This is a genomic window from Arenibacter flavimaris (assembly GCF_030291335.1).
Taxonomy (GTDB): Bacteria; Bacteroidota; Bacteroidia; order Flavobacteriales; family Flavobacteriaceae; genus Arenibacter.
On sequence record NZ_JASWIM010000002.1, the window covers coordinates 22,605 to 36,077 of the forward strand.

Sequence of the window (13,473 nt, forward strand, 5' to 3'; positions counted from 1 at the left end):
TTGGAACTGAAGGATTAGTGTATTTGCCTTTCTTCAAATTCTGGGCAGTCCAGCCTAATGTCCGAATTCAATAATTCTTTATCCAATAAGTTGCAATAGTCCCGTTCGGTATTCCTACTATAGAATTTACATCCGTAACAAGTTCTTTGCACGGTAAGAATGCCGCTTTTATTTAATTGATAGATAAGTTTGCCAAGGGTTCCGAATAGAGCTTCCAGGTCGGTCTGATGGATAGTGGTAAGCTGGTTCTTTAAGGGATTGGCAAAATCTGATGTTTCGGCCACAATATTTTGGCCAGTTACAGAGAGGCCAATGGAATAACTTCTACTATCGCTGGAGGAGTAGTTTTTGGTAATGAAGCCTTTTTTGTCCAATACCCTAATGGCATCACTAATAGTGGGTTTGGTAATATTGAATTCTTTGGCCAAGTGGCTTACATTACAGAATTCGGTTTTGTGGTAGGCAATAAAAATTAAGATCTGGATCTGGATGGGGCTTAATCCCAATAATTTGGCTTTATCCCAGAGCAAAACCTTGAATGCTTCGGAGATACGTTCAAGTCCGGCAACAATTTTACTGGAAACGTCGTTCTCCTGATGGTCCGGATTAAAAATACTTTTATCCATATAAAAAGCCTGTCGGGATTATGCCCGACAGGCAAAGTTAGTCATCCTAATTAAATTATTGGCAATTTTCCATTTCTACGATATAATATCCTTCTTTAATGATAATATCGGCTATGGCCTCTGAAACCTGTTCCATATGGCAGAATTTACATTTCTTGGAGGATATGTCGGCTGTTGGGAACGGCTTATGGGATAGGAATTTACGCCCGTATTTAATATCCCTGTCCTTATCTTCCATTAATATGTCAAAATGCATGGACTTACCATCTTCACGGGCTACGTAAGTGTCCCAAACCGATATCTTTATTGTATTTCTTGTTGAAATGATTCGATAGGTAATTAGGAATCCTAACCAGTAAAATTAAATTTTTTTAACCCTTTACATCTGCCATAGAAGCGCCAAAGTTAATGTGGAGCACATTTCCGGTGGGGGTAACCAAGGCGGGAACCGATTTAACCCCGGCTTTTTCGGCTTCGGGAATACGGGATTTGTTGGTTCCGAAATGTACAATTTCCACATTGTCCGTTCCTACTAGTTCCAAGATCTCATGTTCTGCACTTAGGCATACGGGACATCCTGCGTGATAAAAAACTGATTTTTTCATTCTTCCAATTTTTAAGTTAAACACTATTGCTCCACAAATATAGTAAGGAATCCTAACTAAACAAATTTTAAGCAATATTTTTAATATGTGAACTTTATTCTTAGGTTCGCTTTAGTCACTAAAAATCAATGGCAACCACAATATTTATTGCTACGGGCTTTCTCAAAGCATTCCTTTCCTTCCTTAAATGCAAAATAGGAAAGGGCCAGAGTACCAATACTGTCTATATAGGGAATGTTCCACAGTTCATAGAAAGCACTACTAATTAACAGGATAATGGACATATATACACAAACCATAGTACAATTGGCATCGGAGAGGATTGGTTCCGAGTCTAGTTCTTTACCCACCTTTCTTTTCCCCAGGACAAGCATCCACATAATGGCAATGGAGACTATGGATATGACAACGCCCCAAAAGGTGGTTATAGGTTTGTGGCCAATCCATATGTTGTACAGGCTAGTGAATACCAAGGCTGCCACAAGAGTATAAAAGGCGAATCCTGTTATCCTCAAAGCGGTACCTTCAAAAACATCCTTGTTACTTTCAGGTTTTTTTTGGATTCTTAGGATCATGTGTGCTATTCCAATACCGGAGATGACCTCTATAAAACTATCCGCACCAAACCCGAACAGCGCCAGGCTTTCGTCCTCAAAACCTAAGTAGGTAGAGATTAGGCCCTCTGCAACATTGTAGATTATGGTAAACAAGGCAAATCCAAGCGCCAGTTTGTACAGGCGGTTATTTTCTGTATCCGCAATTATATTTTTCATTTTGCGAGTTATAGTTGTCCTTAAGTGGTTGTTTAAAAATTGAAGTTCTTGGTCAAATCCAATTCAAAATACTTGGCAGATTCGTGAGGGTTATGCCGGTAGGCGGGGATTTCCTCAAAACCATGGTCCGTATAGAGTTTTATGGCCGATTTCATAAAATCCGCCGTGTCCAATTTCACACTTTTGTATTCAAGTTTCCTAGCGGTATCCAGACATTGCTTCAGTAACAATTGCCCTATGCCCATGCCTCTGCTTTGGGGCTTTACATACATTCTTTTTACTTCACAATCCTGCTCGTTGAATCTACGGATACCGGCAATGCCAACGGCTTCCCCATTTATTTGTGCAATAAATAATCCACCATCCCCAGGGTTGTACATTTTGGGCAGGCCTGCCATTTCTTGATCAAAATTTTGAAACGATAGATCAATGCCCAACCAGTCTACATATTCCAAAATCAACTCTTTTGCCTCTAGGAAGTCGGTCGCCGTTAGGGCCGTTTTTATTTCGATGTTGGGTTTCATAATGGATCTAATGATTGTTTAAGCGTAGAGCTGGTTCAAAAAAGCTGTTGCTCATAGGCCTTCCTTGGCCGAAAGGATTGAGCTTGTCGTCAAGGAGAAGTTGCTGTGGGCATTTATTTTTATGCATGCTACCTGTGGTTATCTGCTAATGGCTCGATTTAAATTTGTTTACAACCTCAAATTGTTTGTCAACCACCGATTGGTTTTGGCCATGACCGGCATCAGGTATTAGAAAATATTCCTTTATCGGAGCTTTTATTTGGTCAAAATATGGTTTGTTAAGCTCTTTGGAGGTAAGTATGTCCTCTTCCCCCTGTATATAATAAATGGGAAGTTTAAAATTCAAGGCATTTTTGTTGAAATCAATTTCAGAGACCATGGATTTTATGTTGAGTTTTTCATGACCAACTAAATGTAGAAATGAATAATCATCTCCATCATACCTATCCTTACTATCTTTTTCATTATCGTATTCAGCTTCCAATTTATACCACGTATTAGGCACAGGTTGGCTATTTTTTCTTTCGTAACTTTTTACGACCTGCAACAATTGACCATATTTTTTGGCATTGTTGTAAGGTGGAATCCCTAGGGATTCAAGTTTTTGAATACTCTCAATATCATTCTCTTTTTTGGCCAACCCATAAACTTTATGATAGGCAAAATCAATGTTTTCCAAAAAATTAACGAATTGGGAATTTCCAATGTAGGCGTGGAAAAGTTCAGGGTGGTCCAACGCCATTTCCGTACCCAGGATAGAACCCCAGGAGGTACCTATGAGAATAACTTTTTTCTTGTTTAAATAGTTAATAAGGTATTTGGTGAGCTCAATTCCATCTTTGGTCATCTGCTCTACTGTTAATGGGTTCTCTATCCAGTAATCTTCAGTGACGTTTGGGGGTAAATTACGGCCATAAGTTCTTCCGGCTCCTCTTTGGTCCCAATTCACCAAAATAAAGTCCTTTTCCCATTCGCCATACATGGCATTGGTGAATTGACTCATTGTACTGCCAGGACCACCATGGATGAAAAGAATTACCGGTTTCGAAATGTCATCACCTTTTATAGTAATCCACTGTTCCAAACCACCTAAAGAAATAAATTTTTTTTCATTGATGGATTTGGTTTGGGTCATGGAAAAAGCAGTAATCAATAAAGTTAAAATACTGAAGACCGCATTTTTCATATAATTTGGTTTTTAGATACAGGGCATTTTATTGATATAATATCGGTTTGTATCGTTATTGTATTTATCACTGCTTCCAAATTCATCCACAAAGGAGGAAGGAAGGTATTAATTTACAATATTTTTTTGTTTGGTGCTAGGCCTCCATTTTTACCAGAGTATTTTTCTTTTTATAGGTTCTTCCATACCATAATAAAATTCCGGTAACCGGAAGGCTGGCGGTAAGGAGGCTCACCAAAAAGGCAATTATTTTACCAGCAATTCCCCCTATGGCCCCGATATGGATGTCATAATTCATACGCAGTATTTTATCCGCTAACTTGGCATTTTCATATTTGCCATAAATACCCGGAGTCTCAATTTCCTCCAGGGTGTATTGGTCAAAAAAGCGAAAGTCCGAATCGTAGTATAATCCAGAGCTATTGGAGACTTCCACATAAATACTTGCATCCGCGCTCGTGGGGTAGTGAAGTTCAAAACTTTCTGCATTGGGAGATGCTGCCTGCAGTTTGGGAATAAGAAGGTCTATCGGCAACACACCTTCGCTTTGGCTTGGAGAACCAATATTTTCAGGAATTATAAATGCCGCCTCCTTTTCCCCTCCCAACGACTTGTACAGAACATATTTCATCCAGTTGTAAGACATTATCGAACCCGTAAAGGCAAGGATCAGTGCTAGGGAGCATATATAAAAACCGATGATTGCATGAAGGTCAAAGTTCTTTCGTTTCCAACGCGTAGTATCTTTCCAATTGAACTTTAAACGTTGTTTTAGATTTTTACGCTTCTTAGGTATCCAAAGGAAGATACCCGAAATTATGATCAACATAAAAATAAGTATGGAAGCTCCAACTACCTGCTCCCCAATTTCTTTTGGCAACCATAACCGCATATGACCTTTTAATATAAAAGCAAAAAACCCGGACAAATGATCATCCACCTGTATCACGTTGCCAGTATATGGATTTAGAAAAACACTTTGATAAAATTCTGGCTTTGGATCATAAAAAATTACCTCAATGGCATCATCCGCCTTTTTGTACAGGGTTCCGTGTATGTGGTTATTGGGAAACACTTCCTTGGCATACATTTTGGCCTCTGTAGGGGTAAGTATAGGCTTGTTTTGGGGGGGCACCTTTTTATAGTCATCATAAAGACTTTCAATCTCATCCCTGAATGCCCAGCAACAGCCGGTAATGGCTACGATAAAGACAACTACACCTGTAGTGAGCCCCAATATCTTATGAAGTTCAAATAAGAATTTTCTAAATTTCATAGCTAAGCTTTTGATGGTTGATGTTGATGTTCTGTCTAAAACTTGTACGTAAAGTTGGCCAACAAGACTCTAGGTGCCTGAGGGTTGATCGTGGACCAGCCTTTGTAATATTCTTTGTTGAACGCATTATTTAGTTTTAGGCCAATGCGATACTTGTGGGCCTGGTAATAAAGGGAGGCATTGGCAATGGTATAGCTTGGTAGGATAAATTCTCCTGTAGAGGCATAGTTTATGGCAAAACGCTCACTTGCGCCGTTAAGCCCAAGACCCATTCCAAAACCGTCCAATGTACCCTCTTGCAACTCATAGTTGGCCCAAAAATTATACTGTGTTTCAGGACCTGCCTCAAGAGGTCTTCGATTCAAAATCTCGGCATTGTCAGATTTGATGGTCTCACTATCATTATTACTAAAGCCGGCCCTTAGGTTCAAACCTTTAACGGGGTTGGCGTTGATTTCTATTTCAAAACCTTTGCTTTCCACTTCCCCGCCTTGAATTTTGTTGAAGGGAGAAGAGGGGTCGGTAATGACACGGTCCTTGACCTTAATGTCGTAGTAACTAATGGTTGCATTTAACCTGTTGTTGAAAAGGTTGGTCTTAACACCAAATTCCAACTGATTGGCCTGTTCTGGATCAAATGTTTCCAAGGTCTGTGGTCCCGCGTCCGGATCTCCTATCAATTGTGGGGCAACATTGGTAAATCCGTTTTGGTAATTGGCAAAGATGGAAAGTTCATCCAAGAGGGGTTGGTAAAGCAATCCAAACTTGGGGGACAAGGTGGTTTGATCATAATCATCGTCCACATTGGACAAATTGCCTTCATTGTCAAAACGATCTATACGCAGTCCAAGCATTGCCGAAAGCTTATTGGTGATATTTAGGACATCGGAGGCATAAAGGCTATAGATGTGATATTTAGATTTAATGTTCCCTACGGCCTGTGTAGATAGAACGGCATCTACTGCTGCCGTGGAGAGGGCATAAGAATCGGTTTCTACCGCAACGGTAAAGGGATTGTCCCCATTGGATCCGCCCTCTGGAGTTACATTGCCATAGAAGGCATAGCCGGTACTATTGTTGATTTCCGTAGCATTGAAATAATCCAGGCCAATTACCACTCGGTTCCTAAGGGAGGCAATCTTGAAATCGCCTATAAAATTTTGCTGGATGTCCGTGGTCTGAGTATTGGCGTTTTGTTTATTGATAAATCTTGTGAAGGTATCGTTCCCTAAAATTCCATAATCGTATAGGTAGGAATAGTATCCTTTGGTAGAGGTGGAACTTTTGGAAAGAAGGGTTTGCGATTGCCAAGTATCGGACAATTTATAATCCATTTCAATCCTATAATTCTGGGTAGGATTCTCCAAAGTCAAGTCATTACTAGTAAAGGATAGTTTGTTGTTGTAGCCCAATTCCTCAAGATTTTGGGCCTCGGTTGGGGCGCCTCGATTTAAAAATAGAAATGTAGGATTGGTCTGTTCCGCCTGTGTAATTTCTCCGTAGAAGGAGAAGGATAATTTGTTGTTTACCTTGTAGGAAAGGGAAGGGGCAACAAAAAATGACTTTCTAAAACCGGCATCCTGAAAACTCTGTTCCGTGGAGTAGGAGGTATTGATCCTAAAATAAAGATTTTCACTTTTATTGATAGCAGTATTAAAATCGCCCGTTATCTGATTTAATCCGTAGGTACCGGAGGTAAAGGAAAGTTCTCCTCCCGTACCTATATAGGGTTTTTTGGTCACAACATTAATGAGTCCGCCATAGGAACTAACGGCATTGCCAAATAGGGTTGCCGAAGGTCCCTTTAACACCTCTATACGTTCTATATTGGCAGGATTTATGGTACCGTTGGTTAAGCCTGGCAGACCATTGACCAATTGTGGCTGAACGGAGAATCCACGCATGGAATAGTATCCAGCGCCGTCTCCACCACGACCCGTGGAGGTCCATAAGTTCTCTACACCGGCGGCATTCTTAAGGGCATCGTCAAAATTGGTCACTATTTGTGATTCCAAAAGATCGGTGGTGATCGTGTTATACACCTGGGTGTTCTCAATGTCTTTTAGAGGTAGCTTGGATACATAGGCCGTTTTCTTTCTAGAGAATTTATTAATGCGCTCCCCTTCAACGACAACCTCGCCCAATATTTCGTTTCCTTCGTACAGAACAATATTCCTTAGATCTACGGAATTGTTGTTTACAATGGAAAACGCAATAACCCTGGTCTTAAAACCCAAATAGGAAATACTAAGGGTGTGGTCTCCATTGTCCAGTCCTTTGATTTCGAAATATCCATTTTCATTGCTCTGGGTTCCTTTTTCAGAGTTCTGTACAATAATGTTTACTCCGAATAATGGAATTTGGGTGTTGTCCGTTATGGTCCCACTTATGGTTGCGCTTTGTGAAAATGCAATTGAGGTGGTGGTTAAAAGAAGCAAAAAGGCTAATTGAAATTTCATGGTTTTTATTTAGACTAATAATAAATAGTGATTTGAGCGCAAAAATATCTTGAAGAATTGAATTGACCAAATTATTTATATTAAATCTAAATAAGAATATGTTATGACCTGATTATCAAGGGGTAATGACTTGTTGTAAGGTTGAATCCAATGATGATTTCAGTTGTTTTAGCTGAATATGGATAGTGATTTCGGCTATGATGTGCGATTTCTTCACCCATTGCTTTCAGATATAGGGGTAGGCGTTAGGGTTGGATAAACTTTTTTTGGAGGGGGTTGGTTGTAGGTAGCGGTCAAGTATATCTCTAATGGAACCTACAAGCCCAAGGAGGGTAAGTGCTTCACTTGGTGATAGGTGAGGGCAGCGGTAATGCAAGCCTGCAATTCCTTTTTGGGGATGCTGTCCTTCAAATGAAAAATAATAGCTCTGCTGCCCTCGAACCTAAACATATTGTGATACACCATTTTAAAGGTGGGTATCAATTTGCTGGTGCATTGGAAGTACATGGCATATTGATCCGGATTTTTTGGTTTCCAATCTATTCTGATGGTACTGCCATTTTTAGCTATATAACTGGGCTCGCTCCATTTAAGGGTTTCTTCAAGCAAGCTGAGGCTTTCAATATTTTGGGCGGATTCAATGATCAGGGATCTCAGGATTTCCAATTTTTTACGGATTTCTGGAGGGTAATTATTGAAAACCGATTCAACCCTGCTATCGGTCTTAAACCGTAAATCTTTCATAACCTAAAATTTAAATAAAGAAAGGTAATGGATAAATTAAATTAATACAAGGTGGTTAAAAAAAAGTACCATGAATATTAATAATCCACATCCAAAGTTTAAAAAAATAACAAAAAACTATTCTTGTTAACGTTAACGAATAAAAAAATAATGCTAACTTTCATGCAAAAGGAGATGAGATATATTTTACATGAATTGTAAATGTTGGCCCAAAACACAAAAATTCCGAATGGGCGCCTGGTTGCTTAAAGGATTAAACCGGTTTGGGAATTATAGGTCAGGCCTTGGTATAATGTCTATAAAATAAATAGTTAACGTAAATATAATTGCAAATGAAATCTACGAGAAGATCATTTATCAAAAGAACGGCCGTGGCCAGTTCTGCCGTTATTGCGGCACCTACTATAATCTCATCCACAGTCTTTGGGGCCAACGACCGTATTAATGCGGCGGTTTTAGGGGTCAATGGCCGTGGAAAAAGTCATATTCAAGGCCTTATGGCACAAAAAAATGTGCAGGTTACCACCTTGTGCGATCCGGATATGAACTTATTAAGGGATCGCCAAAAATCGTTTAAGGAAACCTATAAAAAGGATGTTGCCTTGGAGCAAGATCTTCGTAGGGTCATGGACAATAAAGATATAGACGTGGTGAGTATTGCATCGCCAAACCACTGGCACGCCCTTTCTGTAATTTGGGCCTGTCAGGCCGGAAAGGATGCCTATGTTGAAAAACCAGGGTCGCACAACATCTGGGAAGGTCGTAAAATGGTAGAGGCAGCTGCAAAATATGATCGTATTGTACAGCACGGGGTGCAATTAAGAAGTTCCCCTGCCGTGAACGAGGCTATTAATTTGATGCGCGATGGATATATAGGAAGGGTTTATATGGCCAGGGGTATTGTTTTTCGTTGGAGAGGTGATATCGGGGACCAAGGTTTCTCTCCCGTACCGGCAGGAATAGATTATGACCTGTGGACCGGACCAGCGCCAAAACGGCCATTTACCAGAAATTTGGTGCACTACAATTGGCACTGGCATTGGGATTATGGCAATGGGGATGTAGGGAACCAAGGTATACATGAAACCGATCTATGTATGTGGGGCTTGGATGTAGGGCTTCCAACAAAGATTACCTCTATGGGCGGTAAGTACCTTTGGGACGATTGTAAGGAGGTGCCGGAAGTGCTTACCTCGGTATATAACTACCCGGAAGAAAGAAAGATCATACAGTTTGAAGTACGGCCTTGGTGCACCAACACCGAGGAAGGTGCCACCGTGGGGAACATTTTCTACGGAGATAAGGGTATTTTGGTAGTAGATGGCTACGATAAGTATAAGACGTATCTAGGCAAGGACAGGACACCAGGGAAATCTGGCGAGGATGGCGGAGAATCTGGAACCGGAATGGACCGAGGTAACGGAGGTACGGACGGACATTTTGCCAATTTTATAGAGGCAGTGCGCAAGCGCGACAAAACGATCCTGAACGGGCCGGTAGAAACAGCCCACCTTTCTTCGGGCTTGGCACACTTGGGCAATATTGCTTATAGACTGGATCGTGTCCTTACATTCAATCCAAAATCCGAGTCGTTCATAAACGACCCAGAAGCGGATAAAATGTTGAGACGTGATTATAGGGAAGGATTTGAAGTTCCTGAGAATGTATAGGAAGCGGTAGCTCCCTAATGACCACCATTGTAACACAATGGTTCAATAGTGTAAAAACGATGCCCAGGCTCTTGGATCCTGGGCATTGTTTATTTATAATAAGTTATGGAATGGGAGCTTGTATATCTCACTCACTATCACTAGTCATTTAATCCTTTGCCCTGGAGAATTTTGGATATATATTTTTCAACCCTGTTAGCTCTTGTGGCCGATTGTTTGGCTTGTGAGAAATACAGCAAATACCCTCTTTGTCTTCCAGGAGTAAGGCTATGGAAAGCAGCTTTTAAGTCGGAATTATCTTCCAAGGCCTTTTTAAGTTCATTGGGCATTTTAAATTCGGAAGTCTTTTTCATAGGCACTTCCAATCCCGCTTTTTCTACTTCAACGGCCTCGAAAATATAGGCTTTGATGGTAGATTTTAGATCAATGATCTGCTGTAGGTCTGTAAAGCGAATTTGACGGGCAGATTGTACGTTCTCGGTTTGTTGGATCAAGATGTTGTTGGTGTCCTTCAGCAGAACTCCTTTGTGAAAAAGAAGGGCGCAATACGCTTTAAAATCGTGAATTAAAACAACATTTTTGCCTTGAAACGTATAACAGGGGTGCATCCATTTAAACTCCTCCGTGAGGCCACAATCCAAACAGATTTCCCTTAACAATTTCATTTCCTGGTTCCATTTTTTGGCCCTATCTAAAAATCTATCAACAACTTTTGGATTCATAAGGTAGGATTTTTGAATGTGGATTATAACCGAGCAATTAGTAATGGGTGTAGGTACTAAATTATGAATTTTCGGCAAATAGTATAAATGTTTTGGATATATGATGTGATTGGGGTTGGTGGGCGTTCCCTATAAAATAGGTAAGAAGCTCTTGCATTTAAGCAAAAATTGGTTGTGGCAGCTGGGGGAATTGGGCTTTATTTAAAAAGGTGAATGTTGGATAAATTTTTAGTCCATGGAAGGGGAGCTTTGTGTTATGGGACATTTGGGATTATTTCCTGTCCTTAACAGGGATAACGAATTTTAGTCCGGACCAAATTTCGTCCACTGCACAGACCTTTATATCCACAAGACCATATTTTAGGCCTATTTCCCTAACCGTATTGCCATTAAGTTCCGTTTGTACTTTGGAGGATTTTTTGGGCCAGGAAATCCATATAATCCCGTTTTGCTCTATTTCTTGCCGCATTGTTGGAAGGTTGTTATGAAGTTCGGTCACTGTTTTGGCAAAAAAATGTATAAAATCCTTCTTGGTCTTTAAGTGGGGTATAACATTGATCCCAGGGGGTAAATCACTAAAGAGTTGAAAATAATAATCGGGAGGGTTTACAAGTCTTATGGTGTAACCTTCTTTAATTCCCAGCTTTTTGGCCAAGGGAGTTCCTGAATAACCTGCAGTCTCCATCATAGGAATGTATTTAAAAACATGTATGCCAACCTTTTGTATTGGGGTAAGGGCGTACCAATAATTAACAGCTTAGGGGTTAAACTAATTTAAATATAAAAAAAACTTGGAAAAGGTGTGGTCTTATCCTTTTGGTTTGTCTTGTGTTTAGGAGGAGGTGACGCTAGGCTTATTAAAGGCAGGCCGGTCTTAGTTGGCAGACAGGCTAGTACCAGTTCGGGCTAAAGTTGTTCAAGGGTTAGGTTATTTGGATGTATACGTTTTATTTGAAAGACCAAAATGAAGAAATCAACCTCATTCCCTAGAGCAAAGATTATATTCTAAGAATGATACATATTGTCTGTTGATCAAAGTATACAATATGTATAGTTTTAGTCAATGGTTAATAACTTTCTCTTAAAAGAATTTGGTGATAGAGTTCGCCAACTTAGAACTCAGGAAAATTTGAGTCAAGAACAACTTTCTTATAAAACGGGGTTTCACAGAACCTATATAGGAATGATTGAAAGAGGCGAACGAAATATTTCACTTACCAATATGGCAATTTTTGCTAAAGCGTTCAATTTAACAGTTGATGAACTTTTAAAATTTAATAATTCCAAAGAATTGCTGAAACAATACAAGTTAAAAACTGAAGATTAATGTCAAGAAAACACTCTTTTAAATTGACATTATCCAATAATGTTACTGAAAAACAAGGAATAAATTATCTAGTAGAAAAACAAACAGGTTTCTTTAAAATTGATAAGTTGATGAAAAAGGAACTACTAGACAAAGTCAATATTCCCCATAATTTCTTACAATCCTTTGATATGGTTTATATACCAAAATTAAAAGGGATTGAATTTAAAAAAGATTACATAGAAACTCATCTTGACGATATTCTGTTTGTTGAATTAAAAACCACAAAAAAATACCTGCCTGAAAATCCAAAAGGATTTTTTTTTGGTGCTACAGAAAATGAATTTAATTTTGGTAAATTATTAGGCGATAGATTTAGATTTTGTTTCGTTTGTTTAAATGAAAAATCTCCTTCTTATGCATTGTTAACAATTGAAGAATTAGAAAAAAAAATCAGAAATAGAAGAATCCAATATCAGATTAATTTATAGATAGTTCAATATCAAAAATTGCTTATTTTGCAAAAGCACCTATAGGTAAGTTGGGATGTTATTACAATCAATTTTTCTACCCTTTTATCTTTACTTAATATTTTTAAACAATGCTCTACCGATTGTTTTCCCAATCCTTTTCCGGAATAACTTGGGTCAAAAAAAATCCACGTTATTCGTCCAGAGGCATCCTTTTCATTTATATAATATCCAGTTCCGCCAACAATAGTATTATCTACTTCAACTGTCAAATAGGTTTTTGCGTTTTGATCTAGATATTTTTCAAAATCCTCTATTTCGTTTTTGTCAAAAAAAATAGGTATGTTCAAGTTGAAGATTTTTAATAAAATCTCTTTATCAGCAGGTTTGTAGGGTCTAATCATATCTTTATAAAATGCTGCTAGCGTTATAGTAGGTAGAAACAGTACTGGAGGTTAATCTTTATACCTGCCCCAACCCGCGTCCGAATACCAATTTCGGCCGGATTTTAGTTTTTACTTTTTTTGAACAAAGCAGAATACCCAAGTTTTTCTGCTTACATAAAAATGCGCAAAGCCTGCAACAAGGAGCTACGGACGTATTGTCAATAGGATTTATGGTAAGTAGTTTTTAATGATTTATCAATTCAATTTTTACATTTACTTTATTCATAAATTCATGTAAATAATTTGGGACGTTATTTTTATCCTGGTCAATTCTCCAACTTTTTACATTTCCATTATTCGAGTATTGAATAAATAGTCCTCCACCGTCAGCACAATCCGGACAACCAAAAACAGTTTCAGTATCATGGAGAAGTCGATTGGGGAAAAAATTGACCAAATCCTTAACCTGTTCAAATTTTGCGTCTTCCAATTCCACGAATTCCATGTGTTGCCCCGAATAATCGTCTACGGTATCTTCAAACAATTTTTGGTCGGTTAGCTTAAAAGTTTCCACACAAGCTTCTCCTCCACACTCTCCATAGAAATGGCCGAAAATTAAATAGTTCTGTTTGGTTATGGTAATACCACCATCGTTGTTACAGGATATTGTAATTCCAATTATAAATAGGATTAAAATTATTTTCTTCATAAGAGTGTTTTATTGGG

Annotated in this window: 16 protein-coding genes; 3 read left to right on the forward strand and 13 right to left on the reverse strand. The window is 38.9% G+C overall.

Annotated features, from left to right (window positions below; all coding sequences use genetic code 11):
• Positions 1–14: 14 nt before the first annotated feature.
• From QSE00_RS02155 to QSE00_RS02195, 9 genes are all read right to left on the reverse strand, one after another.
• On the reverse strand, positions 15–626 hold the full coding sequence (locus tag QSE00_RS02155) for a MarR family transcriptional regulator (protein ID WP_286104720.1): 612 nt from the start codon (positions 624–626) through the stop codon (positions 15–17).
• A 55-nt stretch (positions 627–681) separates the two neighbouring features.
• Complete coding sequence (locus QSE00_RS02160; protein WP_353477434.1) at positions 682–966, reverse strand: DUF2024 family protein; 285 nt, start codon at positions 964–966, stop codon at positions 682–684.
• Positions 967–997: 31 nt separating this feature from the next.
• Positions 998–1,231 (reverse strand): thioredoxin domain-containing protein, encoded by a 234-nt coding sequence (locus QSE00_RS02165; protein WP_110357403.1) that lies wholly within the window; start codon positions 1,229–1,231, stop codon positions 998–1,000.
• 125 nt (positions 1,232–1,356) lie between these two features.
• Positions 1,357–2,004: a cation transporter gene (locus QSE00_RS02170; RefSeq protein WP_286104721.1), complete on the reverse strand. Its 648-nt coding sequence runs from the start codon at positions 2,002–2,004 to the stop codon at positions 1,357–1,359.
• A gap of 32 nt (positions 2,005–2,036) precedes the next feature.
• Complete coding sequence (locus tag QSE00_RS02175) at positions 2,037–2,528, reverse strand: GNAT family N-acetyltransferase (protein WP_286104722.1); 492 nt, start codon at positions 2,526–2,528, stop codon at positions 2,037–2,039.
• 145 nt (positions 2,529–2,673) lie between these two features.
• The gene (locus QSE00_RS02180; RefSeq protein ID WP_286104723.1) at positions 2,674–3,714 is read right to left on the reverse strand and encodes an alpha/beta hydrolase; all 1,041 of its coding nucleotides are present in this window, start codon (positions 3,712–3,714) and stop codon (positions 2,674–2,676) included.
• A gap of 136 nt (positions 3,715–3,850) precedes the next feature.
• Positions 3,851–4,990, reverse strand: a complete 1,140-nt coding sequence (locus QSE00_RS02185) for a PepSY-associated TM helix domain-containing protein (protein ID WP_286104724.1) — start codon at positions 4,988–4,990, stop codon at positions 3,851–3,853.
• 35 nt (positions 4,991–5,025) lie between these two features.
• Positions 5,026–7,449: a TonB-dependent receptor gene (locus QSE00_RS02190; RefSeq protein WP_286104725.1), complete on the reverse strand. Its 2,424-nt coding sequence runs from the start codon at positions 7,447–7,449 to the stop codon at positions 5,026–5,028.
• A gap of 315 nt (positions 7,450–7,764) precedes the next feature.
• Complete coding sequence (locus tag QSE00_RS02195; protein ID WP_286104726.1) at positions 7,765–8,193, reverse strand: DUF1801 domain-containing protein; 429 nt, start codon at positions 8,191–8,193, stop codon at positions 7,765–7,767.
• 332 nt (positions 8,194–8,525) lie between these two features.
• On the opposite strand from QSE00_RS02195, the gene QSE00_RS02200 reads away from it, so the two are divergent.
• Positions 8,526–9,863: a Gfo/Idh/MocA family protein gene (locus QSE00_RS02200; RefSeq protein WP_110357396.1), complete on the forward strand. Its 1,338-nt coding sequence runs from the start codon at positions 8,526–8,528 to the stop codon at positions 9,861–9,863.
• A gap of 140 nt (positions 9,864–10,003) precedes the next feature.
• Here the strand turns inward: QSE00_RS02200 and QSE00_RS02205 are convergent, their stop codons facing one another.
• The gene (locus tag QSE00_RS02205; RefSeq protein ID WP_286104727.1) at positions 10,004–10,585 is read right to left on the reverse strand and encodes a YdeI/OmpD-associated family protein; all 582 of its coding nucleotides are present in this window, start codon (positions 10,583–10,585) and stop codon (positions 10,004–10,006) included.
• A gap of 271 nt (positions 10,586–10,856) precedes the next feature.
• Positions 10,857–11,273 (reverse strand): DUF3052 domain-containing protein, encoded by a 417-nt coding sequence (locus QSE00_RS02210; protein ID WP_286104728.1) that lies wholly within the window; start codon positions 11,271–11,273, stop codon positions 10,857–10,859.
• Positions 11,274–11,648: 375 nt separating this feature from the next.
• Here QSE00_RS02210 and QSE00_RS02215 point away from each other — a divergent pair, with 375 nt between their 5' ends.
• Positions 11,649–11,912, forward strand: a complete 264-nt coding sequence (locus QSE00_RS02215; RefSeq protein WP_286104729.1) for a helix-turn-helix domain-containing protein — start codon at positions 11,649–11,651, stop codon at positions 11,910–11,912.
• Entirely contained in the window at positions 11,912–12,382 is a 471-nt protein-coding gene (locus QSE00_RS02220) for a hypothetical protein (protein WP_286104730.1), read from the forward strand. Before QSE00_RS02215 ends, QSE00_RS02220 begins: the two co-directional genes overlap by 1 nt.
• 11 nt (positions 12,383–12,393) lie before the next feature.
• On the opposite strand, the gene QSE00_RS02225 is transcribed toward QSE00_RS02220, so the two are convergent.
• A complete protein-coding gene (locus QSE00_RS02225) occupies positions 12,394–12,711 on the reverse strand; it encodes a GNAT family N-acetyltransferase (RefSeq protein WP_286104731.1) in 318 nt (105 codons plus the stop codon).
• A 280-nt stretch (positions 12,712–12,991) separates the two neighbouring features.
• Positions 12,992–13,456 (reverse strand): hypothetical protein, encoded by a 465-nt coding sequence (locus QSE00_RS02230; RefSeq protein ID WP_286104732.1) that lies wholly within the window; start codon positions 13,454–13,456, stop codon positions 12,992–12,994.
• Between the last annotated feature and the right edge of the window lie 17 nt (positions 13,457–13,473).

Coding starts and splice junctions, on each gene's coding strand:
- QSE00_RS02220 (WP_286104730.1), top strand. CDS start 11,912: ATGTCAAGAAAACACTCTTTTAAATTGACATTATCCAATAATGTTACT.
- QSE00_RS02175 (WP_286104722.1), bottom strand. CDS start 2,528: ATGAAACCCAACATCGAAATAAAAACGGCCCTAACGGCGACCGACTTC.
- QSE00_RS02210 (WP_286104728.1), bottom strand. CDS start 11,273: ATGATGGAGACTGCAGGTTATTCAGGAACTCCCTTGGCCAAAAAGCTG.
- QSE00_RS02180 (WP_286104723.1), bottom strand. CDS start 3,714: ATGAAAAATGCGGTCTTCAGTATTTTAACTTTATTGATTACTGCTTTT.
- QSE00_RS02185 (WP_286104724.1), bottom strand. CDS start 4,990: ATGAAATTTAGAAAATTCTTATTTGAACTTCATAAGATATTGGGGCTC.
- QSE00_RS02165 (WP_110357403.1), bottom strand. CDS start 1,231: ATGAAAAAATCAGTTTTTTATCACGCAGGATGTCCCGTATGCCTAAGT.
- QSE00_RS02195 (WP_286104726.1), bottom strand. CDS start 8,193: ATGAAAGATTTACGGTTTAAGACCGATAGCAGGGTTGAATCGGTTTTC.
- QSE00_RS02230 (WP_286104732.1), bottom strand. CDS start 13,456: ATGAAGAAAATAATTTTAATCCTATTTATAATTGGAATTACAATATCC.
- QSE00_RS02205 (WP_286104727.1), bottom strand. CDS start 10,585: ATGAATCCAAAAGTTGTTGATAGATTTTTAGATAGGGCCAAAAAATGG.
- QSE00_RS02170 (WP_286104721.1), bottom strand. CDS start 2,004: ATGAAAAATATAATTGCGGATACAGAAAATAACCGCCTGTACAAACTG.
- QSE00_RS02215 (WP_286104729.1), top strand. CDS start 11,649: ATGGTTAATAACTTTCTCTTAAAAGAATTTGGTGATAGAGTTCGCCAA.
- QSE00_RS02155 (WP_286104720.1), bottom strand. CDS start 626: ATGGATAAAAGTATTTTTAATCCGGACCATCAGGAGAACGACGTTTCC.
- QSE00_RS02200 (WP_110357396.1), top strand. CDS start 8,526: ATGAAATCTACGAGAAGATCATTTATCAAAAGAACGGCCGTGGCCAGT.
- QSE00_RS02190 (WP_286104725.1), bottom strand. CDS start 7,449: ATGAAATTTCAATTAGCCTTTTTGCTTCTTTTAACCACCACCTCAATT.